At 74.1% G+C, this 15,003-nt stretch carries 16 protein-coding genes; 7 read left to right on the top strand and 9 right to left on the bottom strand.

What is annotated here, in order from left to right; genetic code table 11:
- Positions 1–81 precede the first annotated feature (81 nt).
- Positions 82–249 carry a DUF3117 domain-containing protein gene (locus ACFVU3_RS13245; protein ID WP_009997451.1) on the bottom strand — a complete coding sequence of 56 codons (168 nt, stop codon included), beginning with the start codon at positions 247–249 and terminating at the stop codon, positions 82–84.
- Between the two features lie 312 nt (positions 250–561).
- Between ACFVU3_RS13245 and ACFVU3_RS13240 the strand changes: the two genes are divergently transcribed.
- On the top strand, positions 562–1,365 hold the full coding sequence (locus ACFVU3_RS13240; protein ID WP_390065982.1) for an enoyl-CoA hydratase/isomerase family protein: 804 nt from the start codon (positions 562–564) through the stop codon (positions 1,363–1,365).
- A 75-nt stretch (positions 1,366–1,440) separates the two neighbouring features.
- On the opposite strand, the gene ACFVU3_RS13235 is transcribed toward ACFVU3_RS13240, so the two are convergent.
- Both ACFVU3_RS13235 and ACFVU3_RS13230 read right to left on the bottom strand, forming a co-directional pair.
- The gene (locus ACFVU3_RS13235; RefSeq protein WP_390065981.1) at positions 1,441–2,022 is read right to left on the bottom strand and encodes a DNA-3-methyladenine glycosylase I; all 582 of its coding nucleotides are present in this window, start codon (positions 2,020–2,022) and stop codon (positions 1,441–1,443) included.
- A complete protein-coding gene (locus ACFVU3_RS13230) occupies positions 2,019–2,345 on the bottom strand; it encodes a DivIVA domain-containing protein (RefSeq protein ID WP_390065980.1) in 327 nt (108 codons plus the stop codon). The genes ACFVU3_RS13235 and ACFVU3_RS13230 overlap by 4 nt, the downstream gene beginning before the upstream one ends.
- Positions 2,346–2,465: 120 nt before the next feature.
- Between ACFVU3_RS13230 and folP the strand changes: the two genes are divergently transcribed.
- Positions 2,466–3,326, top strand: a complete 861-nt coding sequence (folP, locus tag ACFVU3_RS13225) for a dihydropteroate synthase (protein ID WP_390065979.1) — start codon at positions 2,466–2,468, stop codon at positions 3,324–3,326.
- A 384-nt stretch (positions 3,327–3,710) separates the two neighbouring features.
- Complete coding sequence (locus tag ACFVU3_RS13220; RefSeq protein ID WP_390065978.1) at positions 3,711–6,014, top strand: M9 family metallopeptidase; 2,304 nt, start codon at positions 3,711–3,713, stop codon at positions 6,012–6,014.
- Between the two features lie 55 nt (positions 6,015–6,069).
- Here the strand turns inward: ACFVU3_RS13220 and ACFVU3_RS13215 are convergent, their stop codons facing one another.
- Together ACFVU3_RS13215 and dapE are read right to left on the bottom strand one after the other, a co-directional pair.
- Complete coding sequence (locus ACFVU3_RS13215) at positions 6,070–6,819, bottom strand: TIGR00730 family Rossman fold protein (RefSeq protein WP_390065977.1); 750 nt, start codon at positions 6,817–6,819, stop codon at positions 6,070–6,072.
- 75 nt (positions 6,820–6,894) lie between these two features.
- Positions 6,895–8,010 (bottom strand): succinyl-diaminopimelate desuccinylase, encoded by a 1,116-nt coding sequence (dapE, locus tag ACFVU3_RS13210; RefSeq protein ID WP_390065976.1) that lies wholly within the window; start codon positions 8,008–8,010, stop codon positions 6,895–6,897.
- A 29-nt stretch (positions 8,011–8,039) separates the two neighbouring features.
- On the opposite strand from dapE, the gene ACFVU3_RS13205 reads away from it, so the two are divergent.
- Both ACFVU3_RS13205 and ACFVU3_RS13200 read left to right on the top strand, forming a co-directional pair.
- Complete coding sequence (locus tag ACFVU3_RS13205) at positions 8,040–8,945, top strand: hypothetical protein (protein WP_390065975.1); 906 nt, start codon at positions 8,040–8,042, stop codon at positions 8,943–8,945.
- A gap of 349 nt (positions 8,946–9,294) precedes the next feature.
- A complete protein-coding gene (locus ACFVU3_RS13200) occupies positions 9,295–9,744 on the top strand; it encodes an ATP-binding protein (protein ID WP_390065974.1) in 450 nt (149 codons plus the stop codon).
- A 73-nt stretch (positions 9,745–9,817) separates the two neighbouring features.
- Here ACFVU3_RS13200 and ACFVU3_RS13195 read toward each other — a convergent pair whose 3' ends face one another.
- Positions 9,818–10,912, bottom strand: a complete 1,095-nt coding sequence (locus ACFVU3_RS13195) for a bifunctional succinyldiaminopimelate transaminase/glutamate-prephenate aminotransferase (RefSeq protein ID WP_390065973.1) — start codon at positions 10,910–10,912, stop codon at positions 9,818–9,820.
- Between the two features lie 92 nt (positions 10,913–11,004).
- Positions 11,005–11,325: a ferredoxin gene (gene fdxA / locus ACFVU3_RS13190; RefSeq protein WP_030207635.1), complete on the bottom strand. Its 321-nt coding sequence runs from the start codon at positions 11,323–11,325 to the stop codon at positions 11,005–11,007.
- Between the two features lie 112 nt (positions 11,326–11,437).
- Here fdxA and ACFVU3_RS13185 point away from each other — a divergent pair, with 112 nt between their 5' ends.
- Both ACFVU3_RS13185 and ACFVU3_RS13180 read left to right on the top strand, forming a co-directional pair.
- Entirely contained in the window at positions 11,438–12,439 is a 1,002-nt protein-coding gene (locus ACFVU3_RS13185; protein ID WP_390065972.1) for a GNAT family N-acetyltransferase, read from the top strand.
- Between the two features lie 7 nt (positions 12,440–12,446).
- A complete protein-coding gene (locus tag ACFVU3_RS13180; RefSeq protein ID WP_390065971.1) occupies positions 12,447–13,304 on the top strand; it encodes a tetratricopeptide repeat protein in 858 nt (285 codons plus the stop codon).
- A 26-nt stretch (positions 13,305–13,330) separates the two neighbouring features.
- Here ACFVU3_RS13180 and ACFVU3_RS13175 read toward each other — a convergent pair whose 3' ends face one another.
- Together ACFVU3_RS13175 and ACFVU3_RS13170 are read right to left on the bottom strand one after the other, a co-directional pair.
- On the bottom strand, positions 13,331–14,143 hold the full coding sequence (locus ACFVU3_RS13175; RefSeq protein WP_390065970.1) for an inositol monophosphatase family protein: 813 nt from the start codon (positions 14,141–14,143) through the stop codon (positions 13,331–13,333).
- Positions 14,144–14,201: 58 nt separating this feature from the next.
- Positions 14,202–14,909 (bottom strand): MBL fold metallo-hydrolase, encoded by a 708-nt coding sequence (locus ACFVU3_RS13170; RefSeq protein ID WP_390065969.1) that lies wholly within the window; start codon positions 14,907–14,909, stop codon positions 14,202–14,204.
- Between the last annotated feature and the right edge of the window lie 94 nt (positions 14,910–15,003).

Below are 15,003 nucleotides of genomic sequence, written 5' to 3'. Positions count from 1 at the left end.
CCCTCGCCCACTCGCCCGGACACACGGCTGCCCCGGACGGCGGGGCCGTACCGGGGCAGCGGTGAAGGAAAACGGGGAGGGTCAGCCGACGACCTTCTTCAGGGCATCACCGAGCGCCTCGGCCTCGTCCGGGGTCAGCTCGACCACGAGCCGACCGCCGCCTTCGAGCGGAACGCGCATGACGATGCCCCGCCCCTCCTTGGTCACCTCGAGCGGGCCGTCACCCGTCCGCGGCTTCATGGCCGCCATGCTCGTTCCCCTTCCTGAAACCAGCTCATCTCCAGCCGGGCAGCTCCGTACCGCGGAGCACGCGTCACCGGCTTCGAACACATTGCTTCCAGGTCATTATCCCGCATCGCAGGACCCGATGACCAACATCGATCGGCATCGCTTGCGCAACGCGCACCCGCAAAACCCCACATTTCGGCGTCGGGCCTGCGATACTTCGCCGCCGCGGGTCGCTCCGCGGGCCCCGATTCTTTGACGCAGCTCACATGGGCGGTACGGGTGATCTCCGTCATGCTGGGCGGATCAGCCGACGCACGAGACGAAGGGGTCCCGATGGCCGACACGGTCCTGTACGAAGTGAGCGACGGGCTCGCCACCATCACGCTCAACCGGCCGGAGGCCATGAACGCGCTGAACGTCGCCGCGAAGGTGGCGCTGCGGGACGCGGCCGAGGCGGCGGCCGCCGACCCGGCCGTCCGGGCGGTGCTGCTGACGGCGGCGGGCGACCGGGCGTTCTGCGTCGGGCAGGACCTGAAGGAGCACGTCGGGCTGCTCCTCCAGGACCAGGAGTCGGGCACGCGCGCGACGATGAACACGGTCCGGGACCACTACAACCCGATCGTCCGGGCGCTCGCCGGCATGAAGAAGCCCGTGATCGCCGCGGTCAACGGCGTCGCCGCCGGCGCCGGCTTCGGCTTCGCGCTCGCCGCGGACTACCGGATCGCCGCCGACACCGCCACGTTCAACACCTCGTTCGCGGGCGTGGCGCTCACCGCCGACTCGGGCATGTCGTGGACCCTGCCGCGGCTGATCGGCCCGAGCCGCGCCTCCGACCTGCTGCTCTTCCCGCGCTCGATCGGCGCCCAGGAGGCGTACGACCTGGGCATCGTGAACCGTCTCGTCCCGGCCGGCGAACTGGTCGCCGAGGCCGGGAAGCTGGCCCGCCGGCTCGCCGAGGGCCCCACGGTCGCCTACGCGGCCCTCAAGGCGTCCGTGGCGTACGGCGCCGACCACTCCCTCGACGAGGCGCTGGACAAGGAGGACGAGCTCCAGACCCTGGCCGGCGCCTCCGAGGACCACTCGATCGCGGTCCGCGCCTTCCTGGCGAAGGAGAAGCCGAAGTACCTCGGGAAGTAGCGCGGGACGGGGCGGTCGCCAGGTCCCGTCCGGGAAGGAGCGCCGCGCGCCGGGCGGGACCTTCCGGACGGGCCCTCAGCGGCCGCCCCGGGCCACGCACTCCTCCAGGTGGTCGTCGACCAGGCCGCACGCCTGCATCAGGGCGTAGGCCGTGGTCGGGCCGACGAAGCGGACGCCCCGCTTCTTCAGGGCCTTGGCCAGGGCCGTCGACTCGTCGGTGACGGCGGGGACGTCCGCGAGGGTGCGGGGGGCGGCGCGGCCGGGGCCGGGGGCGTGGGACCAGATCAGGGCGTCCAGCTCGCCGGGGGCCCAGCCGGCGAGCAGCTTCGCGTTGGCGAGCGTCGCGTCGATCTTGGCCCGGTTGCGGATGATGCCCTCGTCGGCGAGGAGCCGCTCGCGGTCGGCGTCACCGAAGCCGGCGACCGTCCCGATCCGGAAGTCCGCGAAGGCGCGGCGGAAGCCCTCCCGGCGGCGCAGGATCGTGAGCCAGGACAGGCCGGACTGGAACGCCTCCAGGCAGAGCCGTTCGAAGAGGGCGTCGTCGCCGTGGACCGGGCGGCCCCACTCCTCGTCGTGGTACGCGGTGTAGTCCTCGGTCGACAGGCCCCAGGGGCAGCGCGGCAGCCCGTCGGGGCCCGGGGCCGTACCGCCGCTCATCGCTCGTCGCCCTCCGCCGTCCCGCGGGCCGGCGCGCCCGCGAGGGCCGCCTCCAGCTCGGCGATCCGGGCGTCGCGCTCGGCGAGTTCCGCGGCGAGCCGGTCCAGGACGTCGTCGACGTCCTCCATCCGGTAGCCGCGGGCGGTGACCGGGAGACGCAGCGCCTCGACGTCCGAGCGGTCCACGGGGCGGCTCAGCGGCAGCGGGTCCACCAGCTGCTCGGGGGCCGCGTCGGGCAGCACCTCGCTGTCGCCGCCGCCGACCACGGCAAGGGTCACGGCCGCGACGACCACGACCATCGTGATGAGCAGAAACCAGAACACCAGCGCGCCTCTCCCGGAGTGGAAAACGTCCCGTGCCGATCGTGCCATGCGCCACCGGCGGTTAGGGTCACAGACGGCGCAGAGGACGCCGCCGAAGGGTCGCGAGGGAGGACATAAGGGATGCTGCGCTTGGGACGGCGTGAGTTCGGGCCGCACGAGCCGGTGATCATGGCGATCGTGAACCGGACCCCGGACTCCTTCTACGACCAGGGCGCGACCTTCCGCGACGAGCCGGCGCTCGCCCGCGTCGAGCGGGCGGTGGCGGAGGGCGCGGCGATCATCGACATCGGCGGGGTCAAGGCCGGCCCCGGCGAGGAGGTCACCGCCGAGGAGGAGGCCCGCCGCACGGTGGGCTTCGTCGCGGAGGTCCGGCGCCGCCACCCCGACGTGGTGATCAGCGTGGACACCTGGCGGGCGGACGTCGGCGAGGCGGTCTGCGAGGCCGGCGCGGACGTGCTCAACGACGCGTGGGGCGGGGTGGACCCGAAGCTCGCGGAGGTCGCCGCGAGGTACGGGGCGGGGCTGGTCTGCACCCACGCGGGCGGCGCCGAGCCGCGCACCCGGCCGCACCGCGTGGAGTACGACGACGTGATGGCCGACATCCTGCGGGTGACCGTGGGGCTGGCCGAGCGGGCCGTCTCGCTGGGCGTGCGGCGGGACGGGATCATGATCGACCCCGGTCACGACTTCGGGAAGAACACCCGGCACAGCCTGGAGGCGACCCGCCGCCTCGGCGAGATGGCCGACACCGGCTGGCCGGTGCTGGTGTCGCTCTCCAACAAGGACTTCGTCGGCGAGACCCTGGACCGGCCGGTGAAGGAACGCGTCCTCGGGACGCTGGCGACGACCGCCGTGTCGGCGTGGCTCGGCGCCCAGGTCTACCGGGTCCACGAGGTCGCCGAGACCCGGCAGGTGCTCGACATGGTGGCGTCGATCGCGGGCCACCGTGAGCCGGCGGTGGCCCGGCGCGGCCTGGCCTGACCCCTCCGCCGCCCCCGCCTTCCCGCCTGCCCCCGGCACCCCGCCTCCCCGCCTTCCCGCCTTCCCCCCCGCCTTCTCTCCGGAACGCCGCCCCCGGTCCCGTACGCCACGGGACCGGGGGCGGCTTTTCGTCGTGCCCCGCCGCGCCGTGCCAGGTCGGGCCGGGTCCGGGGCGGGGTGCCGGGGTGCCGGGGCGGGGCGGGGTGCCGGGGTGGTGGCGGGCGGGTGACGCGGCGGTGACGCGACGGGTTCTGTCACACCTCTTCCCGTGACCATGTGACGTGTGAAATTGTACGGTCGCTCCGGGAGCCCTTGACGGAGCGCTGTCAACCAATCCCCCACTGCGCCGGCCGTCGCACGGCCGCGCAAGGCCAGGAGGCCCAGGTGAAATCCGCCCGGATATCGGGACTGCCGTACCGCGTACGGCTTCTGACCGCCGCTCTGTCGTCCTGTCTCGCGCTCGGGGTGCTCGCCCCGGCCGGCCAGGCGGCCGCCGCACCCGCCCCCACGCCCGCCCCCGTCTCCGCGCCGTCCGCCGCGCCCGCCGCGCCGCAGGCCGCGAGCGACCCCGCCCCCGAGGACCAGGAGGCCGACCGCGCCGCCGGGCGGGTGCCGGCCGCCGGGCGGCCCCCGGTCCTCGCCGCCCAGGACCCGGCCGCCGCCGCGAAGCCCGCCGCCGCCTCCCGCTCCGCGGCCGCCGCCTGCAACGTCGCCGACTTCACCACCCGCACCGGCGGCGCCCTGGTCGAGCTGGTCAAGGCGTCCGACCCGAACTGCATCAACGACCTCTTCCTGCTCACCGGCGGCGACGCCCGCGGCGCCTTCCGCGAGGCGCAGATGGTGACCGTCGCCGACGCGCTGCGCGCGAACTCCGCCGCGTACCCCGGCGACAACAGCACCTCCACCTACCAGCTGGTGTACTTCCTCCGCGCCGGCTACTACGTCCAGTGGTACAACTCCTCGGACGTCGGCACCTACGGCCCCGCCCTCACCACCGCGATCCGGGGCGCCCTCGACGGCTTCTTCGGCAGCGCGCGCTCGCGGGACGTCACCACCGCCAACGCGGGCATCCTCGGCGAGTCGGTCACCCTGATCGACAGCGCCCAGGAGAACGTCCGGTACCTCCCGGTCGTCAAGCGGCTCCTGACCGACTACGACGCCGGCACGTACAACGCCGTCGCCGGCATGACCGCGGCCGTCAACAACGTCAACACCGTGCTCTTCCGCGGCCACCAGACCGACGGCTTCCTCGCCGCCGTCCAGGCCGACCCGAGCGTGCTCGACACCCTGGCCGCCTTCGCCGCCCGCAACAAGGCGCTCCTCGGCGGCACCCACGGCTACCTGCCGTACAACACCGCCCGTGAGCTCGGCCGCTTCCTCCAGCACCCGGCGCTGCGGACCAAGCTCCAGCCGCTGCTGCGCGGCCTCGCCGACCAGAGCGCCCCGAGCGGGAACACCGCCTACCTGTTCGCGGCGATCGCCGAGATGGTCGAGGCGTACGACGCCGGCCGCGCCGCCGACTACGGCACCCTCGACGCGGCGGCCCGGCTGCGCGCCGGCATCCTCGTCACCAGCCACGCGTGCAGCCCGTCCATCCGGGTGCTGGCCCAGCAGGTGACCCCGGCCAACCTGGCCGCCGCCTGCGACAGCCTGCTCAAGCAGGACGCGTTCTTCCACGCGGTGGCCCGCGACTCCGGCCCCGTCGCCGACGACCACAACACCACCATCGAGGTCGTCGTCTTCGACACGCGCTACGACTACCAGGTGTTCGCCGCCGCCATCTACGGCATCAACACCGACAACGGCGGCATGTACCTGGAGGGCGACCCGTCCGTCCCGGGCAACCTGCCCCGCTTCCTCGCCTACGAGGACACCCGCGTGCTGCCCGACTTCCAGGTGTGGAACCTGAACCACGAGTACACGCACTACCTCGACGGCCGCTTCAACATGTACGGCGGCTTCACCACCGGCGTCTCCACCCCCACCATCTGGTGGATCGAGGGCTTCGCCGAGTACGTCTCCTACTCCTACCGGAAGCTGCCCTACGACGCGGCGGCCGCGGCGGCCGGCCAGCACACCTACAGGCTGAGCACCCTCTTCGACACCACCTACGAGAACACGAACTCCGAGCGCACCTACCGCTGGGGCTACCTGGCCGTGCGGTACATGCTGGAGAAGCACCGCCCCGACGTGGACGCCGTGCTCGCGAAGTACCGGGCCGGCGACTGGAACGGCGCCCGCACCCTGCTGAAGACCACCATCGGCACCCGCTACGACGCCGACTTCGACGCCTGGCTCACGGCCTGCGCCGCCGGCGCCTGCGCCACCGTCCCGGACCCCGGCCCGGGCCCGTCCCTGCCCGAGTGCACCGACGCCGACGCCCGCAGGCTGGACCAGAACTGCGCCCGCAGCAACGTCTCCGCGACCACCGGCAACTACGGCTACCACTACCTGTACGTCCCGGCCGGCACCCCGCGGCTGACCATCACCACGACCGGCTCGAACGGCGACGCCGACCTGTACTACAACGCCCCCTCCTGGGCCACCACGAGCGCCTGGAGCGCCCGGTCCACGCAGGCCGGCAGCGCCGAGACCCTCACGGTGGACAACCCGCCCGCCGGGTACGTCTACATCAGCCTGCACGCCAAGCAGGGCTTCACCGGAGCGAGCGTCTCCGTCCGCTACTGACACCGGTGGCCGCCTCTCCCCCCAGGGGCGAGGCGGCCACCGCCGTGAACAGGACCTAGCGGCCGACCTCCTTGGTGACGAGCGCGACCGCCTCGTCCACGTCGTCCGTGACGTGGAAGAGGAGCAGGTCGCGCTCGGACGCCTTGCCGCCCGCGACGACCGTGTCCTTCAGCCAGTCGACGAGCCCCTTCCAGTACGCGCTGCCGAACAGCACGATCGGGAAGCGGGTCACCTTGCGCGTCTGCACCAGGGTCAGCGCCTCGAAGAGCTCGTCGAGGGTGCCGAGACCGCCGGGCAGGACGACGAAGCCCTGCGCGTACTTCACGAACATCGTCTTGCGGACGAAGAAGTACCGGAAGTTCACCCCGATGTCGACGTGCTGGTTGAGCCCCTGCTCGAAGGGGAGCTCGATGCCGAGGCCGACCGAGACGCCCTTCGCCTCACGGGCGCCCTTGTTGGCCGCCTCCATGGCGCCCGGACCGCCGCCCGTGATCACCGCGAAGCCCGCCTCGACGAGCGCCCGGCCGATCCGCACCCCCGCCTCGTACTCGGGCGAGTCCGGCTTCGTCCGGGCCGAGCCGAAGACGCTGATGGCGCTCGGCAGTTCGGCGAGCGCGCCGAACCCCTCGACGAACTCGGACTGGATCCGCATGACCCGCCAGGGGTCGGTGTGCACCCACTCCGAGTCGCCCTCGGTGTCGAGCAGCCGCTGGTCCGTGGTGCCCGGCTGGACCTGGTCCCTGCGCCTCAGCACCGGCCCCAGCCGCTGCTCCTCCGGCTTCGCCACTCCCTCGGGAATGCCCATGGCCTGCTCCCTCCGACGATCCACGATCTTTGCTGTCGGGTCAGCGTAGGACCAGAGAGGTGACGAAACGCGAAATTACGGGAGACGGGCGGTCAGCCAGTCGTGGAGCCGTGCCTCGCAGTGGTGGATCCGGTCCACGTGCACGTGCTCGTCCCGCTTGTGCGCGTAGATCGGGTCGCCGGGACCGTAGTTGACCGCGGGCACGCCCAGGGAGCTGAATCGGGACACGTCCGTCCAGCCGAACTTGGGCATCGCGGTGCCGCCGACGGCCTTCATGAACGCCTCGGCCGCCGGGTGGGAGAGGCCGGGCAGCGCGCCGGGGCTCTCGTCGTCGACGACGAACTCGGCGATGTCGCAGTCCGCGAAGACCTCGCGGACGTGCGCCAGCGCCTCGGCCGGGGAGCGGTCGGGGGCGTACCGGTAGTTGACCGTCACCGAGCAGGCGTCGGGGATCACGTTGGTGGCGACACCGCCCTGGACCGCGACCGCGTTGAGGCCCTCGTGGTACTCCAGGCCGTCGATGACCGGCTTGCGCGGCTCGTACGCGGCGAGGCGGGCCAGGATCGGCGCGGCGGTGTGGATGGCGTTGGACCCCATCCAGGAACGGGCGGAGTGGGCGCGCTCGCCGGCGGTGTGCAGGATGACCCGGAGGGTGCCCTGGCAGCCGCCCTCGACCTGCCCGTCGGAGGGCTCCAGGAGGACCGCGAAGTCTCCCTCCAGCCACTCCGGGTGGGCGGCGGCGATCTTCCCGAGGCCGTTGAGGTCGGCGGCGACCTCCTCGTTGTCGTAGAAGACGAAGGTGAGATCGCGGTTGGGCTCCGGGACGGTCGCGGCGATCCGCAGCTGGACGGCGACACCGGACTTCATGTCGGAGGTGCCGCAGCCCCACAGGACGCCGTCCTCGTCGAGCCGGGACGGCACGTTGTCGGCGATCGGCACGGTGTCGATGTGGCCGGCGAGGACGACCCGCTCGGCGCGGCCGAGGTTCGTCCGGGCGACGACGTTGTTGCCGTAGCGGTCGACGCTCAGGTGCGGCAGGGCGCGCAGGGCGCGCTCGATCGCGTCGGCGAGCGGCTTCTCGGTCCCGCTGACGGAGGCGAAATCGACGAGGGCGGCGGTGAGCGCGGCCCCGTCCCGGGTGAGGTCGAGCGGGGTCTCCTGAGCAGTCTCCTGCGGGGTGATGTCAGCCATATGCCGACCCTAACCCGGCCTCCAGTACGGTGGGCCCCGTGTCCGACTCCCCCCGCCCCGCCCGCCGCGGTCGTCTCGCCCGTTCGGCCGCCGCTCTCGCCGTCCTGTGCGGCCTCGCGTCGTACATCGCCGTCCACCAGGTGACCGGCAGCAAGGGCGCGCCCCGGTGCGCCGTGGGCAGCGGGGACAACCGGTACGAGTTCACCCCCGAGCAGGCGTCGAACGCGGCGACGATCGCGGCGGTCGGCACCTCGCGGGGGCTGCCCGAGCGGGCCGTCACCATCGCGCTCGCGACCGCGCTCCAGGAGTCGGCGCTGCGGAACATCGAGCACGGCGACCGGGACTCGCTCGGCCTCTTCCAGCAGCGGCCGTCCATGGGCTGGGGCACCCCGGAGCAGATCATGGACCCGGTGTACTCGGCCTCGAAGTTCTACGAGGGGCTGGAGAAGGTCCCCGGCTACTCGCGGATGCCGCTGACGGTCGCGGCGCAGAAGGTCCAGAAGAGCGGCTTCCCACAGGCGTACGCCAAGCACGAGCCGGACGCGACGCTGCTGTCCGCGGCGCTCACCGGGCGGTCCCCCGCGGCGCTCTCCTGCACCGCCGACCTCAAGGAGGGCCGGCCCGGGGACCCCGCCTTCGTCCGTACGGAGCTGGTCCGGGCCTTCGGCGAGTCCGCGGCGCCCACCTCCGTCTCCGGCGGGGCGAGCGCGGGGCGTTCCGCGGCGGAACCGGCCGTCCTCGTCGTCCCCGTCCCGGGCGGCACGGAGCGGCGCGGCTGGGAGCTGGCGCAGTGGGCGGTGGCGCGCGCGGAGTCCCTGCGGGTCGCGGAGGTCTCGTACGGCGGCAAGGTCTGGCGCGCGGACGACTCCGGCGGCGGCTGGGACACCGCCACGTCCCCCCGCACCCCCACCGTCCACCTCCGCCTCACCCGCTGACCCGCGGCCCCGGGAGGCGCGGCCCGCGGGGCGACCGTCCGCGACGGAACGGCGGCGCGGGCGCGTGGACTCGTGTGCGAGGGGTCGCTCGGGGCGGGGATCCGGAGGGACGCCGCGGGAGGGGTGGGGCGCAGGGGGCGCGGGAGGCGCGGGAGGCTTGGGGCGTCAAGGGAGAGACGGTTCAGCAGGGGGCGGGGCGGGGCCGCGTTCGTCCGCTTTCCTCCCCACCCGACAATACGACCCGTTGCCCAGCCTTTACCTTCGGCGCCCGCAACCTCCCCCGCCCCCGCCTCGGTTGTGCAGCCCGCAGACGCACACGTCCCCACCGTCTCTCCGCCGAAGGAGCACCATGTCCCTCCCCCTGACCCGTCGGATCGCCCGCGCAGCCCTGATCGTCGCGGCCGGCGCGGCCCCCGTGATCGGAGCGGCCGGCTCCGCCAGCGCCCTGGACCACGGCCTCGCGCCGGCCGGCGCGCTCGGCGGCCTGACCGCCCTCGACGCGGCCGACGCGGGCACGGCCGTCGACGGTGCCGCGCAGACCACCACCGGCGTCGCCGGCGCCGCCGGCGGCGAGGCCGTCGGCACGGCCGTCCCGGCGGCCGGCAAGGCGGTGGGCGCGGCGGGCAGGACGGCCACCCCCGCCGCCCAGAAGATCGCGGGCGACACCGCCGGCAGCGCGGGCCAGGCCGTGGGCCAGACCGCCGGCGCCGCCGCCGACAGCGCCGGCAACACCCCCGCGGGCGGCGCGCTGGGCGGCGCCCCGGCCGGCCAGATGCTGGGCGGCCTGCCCCTCGGCTGAGCCGCCGGCGGACACGCGGAAGGGCCCGGGCGCATGTGCGACCCGGGCCCTTCCGCGTACCGCCGCCAGGTCGTCAGCCGAGGCGCTTGACCGCCGCCGCGACGCGCTCGTCCGTCGCCGTGAAGGCCACCCGGACGAAGCGGGCGCCCGCCTCGCCGTAGAAGTCGCCCGGGGCGACCAGGACGCCCTTCTCGGCCAGGTGGGCGACCGTGTCCCAGCACGGCTCGTCGCGGGTCGCCCACAGGTAGAGGCTGGCCTCGGAGTGCTCGACGCGGAAGCCGTGGGCCTCCAGGGCGGCCTTCAGGGCGGCGCGCCGGGCCGCGTAGCGCTCGCGCTGCTCGGCGACGTGCGTGTCGTCGCCGAGGGCGGCGACGGTGGCGGCCTGGACGGGCGCCGCGGTCATCATGCCGCCGTGCTTGCGGATCTGGAGCAGCTCGCCGAGGACGGCCGCGTCGCCGGCGATGAACGCCGCCCGGTAGCCGGCCAGGTTGGAGCGCTTGGAGAGCGAGTGGACGGCGACGATCCCCTCGTACGAACCGCCGGAGACGTCCGGGTGCAGGACCGACACCGGGTCGGCCCCCCAGCCCAGTTCGAGGTAGCACTCGTCGGAGAAGACGAGGACCCCGTGCTCGCGGGCCCAGGCCACGATCCGGGTGAGCTCCTCCTGGGCGAGGACCTTGCCCGTCGGGTTGGACGGGGAGTTGAGCCAGAGCAGCTTCAGGCCGGCCGGGTCGAGCTCGGTGGGGTCGTCGTAGACGACGGGCTCCGCGCCGCAGAGCCGGGCGCCGACCTCGTACGTCGGGTAGGCGAGCCTCGGGTAGGCGACCTTGTCGCCGGGGCCGAGGCCCAGCTGGGTCGGCAGCCAGGCGACGAGCTCCTTGGAGCCGACGACCGGGAGCACGTTCTCGTGGGCGAACCCGGTCGCGCCGAGGCGCCGCTCGCACCAGCCGGTGAGCGCGTCCCGCAGCGCCGGCGTGCCCCAGACCGTGGGATAGCCCGGCGAGTCCGCCGCGGCCACCAATGCCTCCTGGATCAGCGCGGGGACCGGGTCGACCGGCGTGCCGACCGACAGGTCCACGATCCCGTCCGGGTGCGCCAGGGCCGTCTTCTTGTACGGCTCCAGCTTGTCCCACGGGAAGACGGGCAGGCGCGAAGAGACTGCGCTCACGGGTTGGCTCACTTCCTCAGTGCGTACGCGATACGCGTCGGTCCCGTACGGCGGCGGAGCCGTACGGGACCGAGAGCGGGTGCAACGAAAGATCAGCCGTTCTGCGGCGGCAGGGCGGCGATGAAGGGGTGGTCGCGCTCGATCTCGCCGAGCTTGGAGGCGCCACCGGGCGAACCCAGGTCGTCGAAGAACTCGACGTTCGCCTTGTAGTAGTCCTTCCACTCCTCCGGGGTGTCGTCCTCGTAGAAGATCGCCTCGACCGGGCAGACCGGCTCACAGGCTCCACAGTCGACGCACTCGTCCGGGTGGATGTAGAGAGATCGCTTGCCCTCGTAGATGCAGTCGACGGGGCACTCCTCGATGCAAGCCTTGTCCTTGACGTCGACACAAGGCTGCGCGATGACGTAGGTCACGCTGTCGTTCCTCCTCGGTAGGGCTGGTCTGCGCGGGAGCGCGGTGTCGTCGATGCCCGCACCTAGTATCTCCGTTCTTGGGGGCGATCCGAACAGGAGGGGCGGAGAAGCTGTGGAAATCACCGGCGGAGGGCGACTTGAGGTCCGTCTCACCAGCGCTGACGTGGGGAAACGTGTCTCCGTTCGGTACGTGACGGACTCCGCCGAGGCGGGTGGGCGGTTCACCGACGCGGTCGGGGTGCTCACATCCTGGGACGGCGGTGTGCTCACGATCACACGAAAGAGCGGCGAGACCGTCCGGATCGCGGAACTCCGCCTGGTCGCGGGCAAGATCGTGCCTCCCGCGCCGGCCCGCCGGCGGGGCCCCGCCGCCACCTTCGCCGAGCTCTCCCGGGCCTGCGCGCGCGCGTGGCGGCCGGTCGAGAGCGAGGCGCTCGGGGAGTGGACGCTCCGGGCCTCCGACGGCTTCACCCGGCGCGCCAACTCGGCGCTGCCCTCGGGCGATCCCGGACGGCCCGTCGCCGAGGCCCTGGACGCCGTCCGCGCCTGGTACGCGGACCGGAAGCTGCCCGCCTACGTGCAGACCGCGACCGGCGCCGAGGGCACCCAGGAGCTGCTCTGCGCCGAGCTGGAGCGGCTCGGCTGGCACCGCGAGGTCACCGCCGAACTCCGGATCGCCGCCCTCGCGCCGCTCGCCGACCGGGAGACCGGCCCCGCCGTCGTACGCCTCTCGCGGACGCTCGACGAGCCCTGGCTGCGCCGCTACCAGCGCTTCACCGGGGCGGGCCCGGCGGTGCGGCACGTGCTCGCCTCGGGCCCGAGTGTGTGGTTCGCGTCCGTGGCGGGCACGGGAGAGGTGCCGGCCGCCATCGGCCGCTGTGTCGTCGACGGGCGCTGGGCGGGCTTCATGGCCGTCGAGGTCGATCCGGCGCACCGGCGCCAGGGGCTGGCCACCGCGGTCATGGCCGCGCTCGCCCGGCAGGCCCTCGACGAGGGCGCTTCGGCGGCCTGGCTCCAGGTCGAGAGCGACAACGACGGCGCGCGGGCGCTGTACGAGGGGATGGGCTTCGCGGTGCACCACCACTACCACCACTACCGGCAGTCGGAGGCGTGAGCGCGGCGTGAGCGCGGAGGACCCCCTGGAGCCACAGGCCGACCGGCCTCCCGACCGGCGGCGGGAGTTCGCGGAGGAGGCCCGGGCCGAGCGGCCCGACCTCGCCCGGCTCTGCCTGCTGATCTGCGCCGTGGCCGACCCCACCGTGACCGAGCACGACCTGGTCGAGGCCGACGTCGAACTCGACCGGCTCGCCGGGCTCGTCCCGTACGGCACCCGCTTCACGGGCGCCTGGAAGGCGGAGCTGGCGGCGCTCCTCGGCGGCCGCGAGGGCTTCGAGGGCGTCCCCGCCGACTACCAGCGTCTGGAGTCCTCGCTCCTCCACGAGGTGCTGCGGAGGCGGCGCGGCCTGCCGATCCTGCTGTCCGTGGTGTGGATGGAGGTCGCCCGGCGGGCCGGTGCGCCCGTGTACGGGCTGGGGCTGCCGGGCCACTTCGTCGTCGGCTTCGGCGACCCGGCCGACCTCGACCTGGCCGACCCCTTCGCGGGCGGCCGTCCGATGACCGCCGAGGACGCCGAGCTGCTGGTGGCGAGCGCGACCGGCGAGGCCCTGGACCGCTCCATGCTGCGGCCGGCCGAACCGGGCGCCGTCGTGCTCCGGATCCTCGGCAACATCCGGGCCTGGGCGACCCCCCGGCCGGAGCACTCCGACGTGGCCCTGTGGGCGGTGGAGCTGGCGCTGCTGCTCCCCTCCCACCCGGCCCGCCTCCGCTACGAACGGGCGGAACTCCTCGTCCAGCGCGGCGACTTCCTCACCGGGGCGGCGGAGATGGAGGCGTACGCGCAGATCATGGACGCGGTCGACCCGGAATCCGCCGCCGCGATCCGCCACCGGGCGCAGGCGGCCCGGGCACGGCTCAACTGAACCGTTTCCTCCGGACCGCCGGCCCGTCAGGGCGCCTGGACCTGGGCCCTCCGCGCGCCGATCATCGCCATGAGGCGGGCGTGGGTGGCGGCGTCGGCGGCCGCGACGAGTCCGCGCGCGGGGCCCTCCCCCACGGGGACGCCGTCGATGCCGGTGACGACGCAGCCGGCCGCCCGGCAGAGGGCGATGCCGGCGGCGAAGTGGACGCTGCCGGAGAGGTCGCCGCCGTCCGTGACGTACGCGGCCCGCCTCCCGGCCGCGACCCAGGCGAGCGCGAGCGTCGTGGAGACCACGCGGGGGCGGAATCCGGCGACGAAGTCGGGGTGCGCGAGGAGGTCGACGGCGCGGAATCCGGGGGCGCCGGGGAACGGCGGGTCCAGGTTCACGTCGACGAGGCCGGTGGCGGCGGTGGGGGCGAGGGGCTTCCCGTCCGGTCCCCACGCACGCGTGCCGTCGGTGGTGAACACCTCGCCGTCCTCGCCGCCGAAGGGGTCCGCGACGGCCGCCGCCCCGCCGGGCAGGGCCACGTTGACGGCGACGAGCTTGTTCCCGACGGCGTAGTTGAGGGTGCCGCAGAGGGGGTCCACGAGCCACTGGCGGCGGGCGCCCGTCGCGCCCTGCCGGCCGCCCTCCTCGCCGAGGACGGCGTCGTCGGGCCGGGCGGCGCGCAGCACGCCGAGGACGGCCCGCTCGGCCTCCAGGTCGGCGGTGGTGGCGAAGTCGCCCGCCCCCTTGTCGATCCGGTCGAGTTCCCGGCCGTGGAGGCCGCGTACGACCTCGGCGCCGGCCCGGGCCGCCGTCGCGGCGACCTCGGCGTCGGTGAGCTCCTGGATGATCATGGGGCGAGGGTATGCGGGAAGCCCGGTGCGGGGCGGGTCCTCCCGGAGATCCGGTCGGTCACAGCGGGGTGGTCGCGTCGGGCACGAAGGGCGCGCCGTGTCCCGGGACGACGAGGTCCGCCGCGGCGAGCACCCGGAGCCGGGAGGCCCGCAGGCGCGCGCGGTCGGGGGCGACCGGGTCGTCGGCGGGGCCGGCCGCGTGCCACCACAGGTCGCCGGCGAAGGCGACGACGCCCTCGTCCGTCCCGGCCAGGAGGGTGATGTCCTCGGCGCTGTGCCCGGGGGTGCGGATCAGGCGCAGGGACGGGGTCAGCTCATGGCCCTCGGCGTCCCGGTTCGTCCACCCGTCGCCGGCGTACTCCACGCCGTGGTCGTGGACCCGGGCCCGGCGGAAGAGGCCGGCGTTGAGGGTGTTGTCGGGGTGGTGGTGGCTGAGCACGACGTCCGTGATGTCGTCGGGGCCGAGGCCGAGCGCGGCGAGCGGGTCCAGGATCGCGGCCACACCGGGCACCATGCCCGGGTCGAAGATCACGTGCCGGCCGCCGTCCGTGACGTACGAGACGGTGGCGGCGACGCCGGGGCCGGTGGAGCCCACGTAACCGGTGGTCAGGACGGTGAAGCGGGCGCTGCGGCCCAGCGGGGCGTCCGGGGTGACCGGCGTGACCGGCGCGGCTTCTGTGGTGACCGGCGCGGCTTCGGTGGCGGTGGTGGCCGGCGTGGCCGTGGCGTCCGTCGTGGCGGTGGTGTCCGTCGTCCTTGTCGTCATGCCGTCGATCCTTCCGGGCCCGCGCGGGGGCGACGAGTGGCACGGATGCCACTGATCGCGGGATTCGTGCCACCGCCCCTCCAGGCGCGGGGAA

Source organism: Streptomyces sp. NPDC058052, from assembly GCF_042885515.1.
Classification (GTDB): domain Bacteria; phylum Actinomycetota; class Actinomycetes; order Streptomycetales; family Streptomycetaceae; genus Streptomyces.
This window is presented reverse-complemented; position numbering and strand designations above follow the sequence as displayed.

Excerpts from the sequence above, each read along its gene's own strand:
- ACFVU3_RS13235 (WP_390065981.1), bottom strand. The coding sequence starts at position 2,022 with ATGAGCGGCGGTACGGCCCCGGGCCCCGACGGGCTGCCGCGCTGCCCC.
- ACFVU3_RS13170 (WP_390065969.1), bottom strand. The coding sequence starts at position 14,909 with ATGACGACAAGGACGACGGACACCACCGCCACGACGGACGCCACGGCC.
- ACFVU3_RS13175 (WP_390065970.1), bottom strand. The coding sequence starts at position 14,143 with ATGATCATCCAGGAGCTCACCGACGCCGAGGTCGCCGCGACGGCGGCC.
- ACFVU3_RS13240 (WP_390065982.1), top strand. The coding sequence starts at position 562 with ATGGCCGACACGGTCCTGTACGAAGTGAGCGACGGGCTCGCCACCATC.
- folP (WP_390065979.1), top strand. The coding sequence starts at position 2,466 with ATGCTGCGCTTGGGACGGCGTGAGTTCGGGCCGCACGAGCCGGTGATC.
- ACFVU3_RS13215 (WP_390065977.1), bottom strand. The coding sequence starts at position 6,819 with ATGGGCATTCCCGAGGGAGTGGCGAAGCCGGAGGAGCAGCGGCTGGGG.
- ACFVU3_RS13200 (WP_390065974.1), top strand. The coding sequence starts at position 9,295 with ATGTCCCTCCCCCTGACCCGTCGGATCGCCCGCGCAGCCCTGATCGTC.
- ACFVU3_RS13245 (WP_009997451.1), bottom strand. The coding sequence starts at position 249 with ATGGCGGCCATGAAGCCGCGGACGGGTGACGGCCCGCTCGAGGTGACC.
- dapE (WP_390065976.1), bottom strand. The coding sequence starts at position 8,010 with ATGGCTGACATCACCCCGCAGGAGACTGCTCAGGAGACCCCGCTCGAC.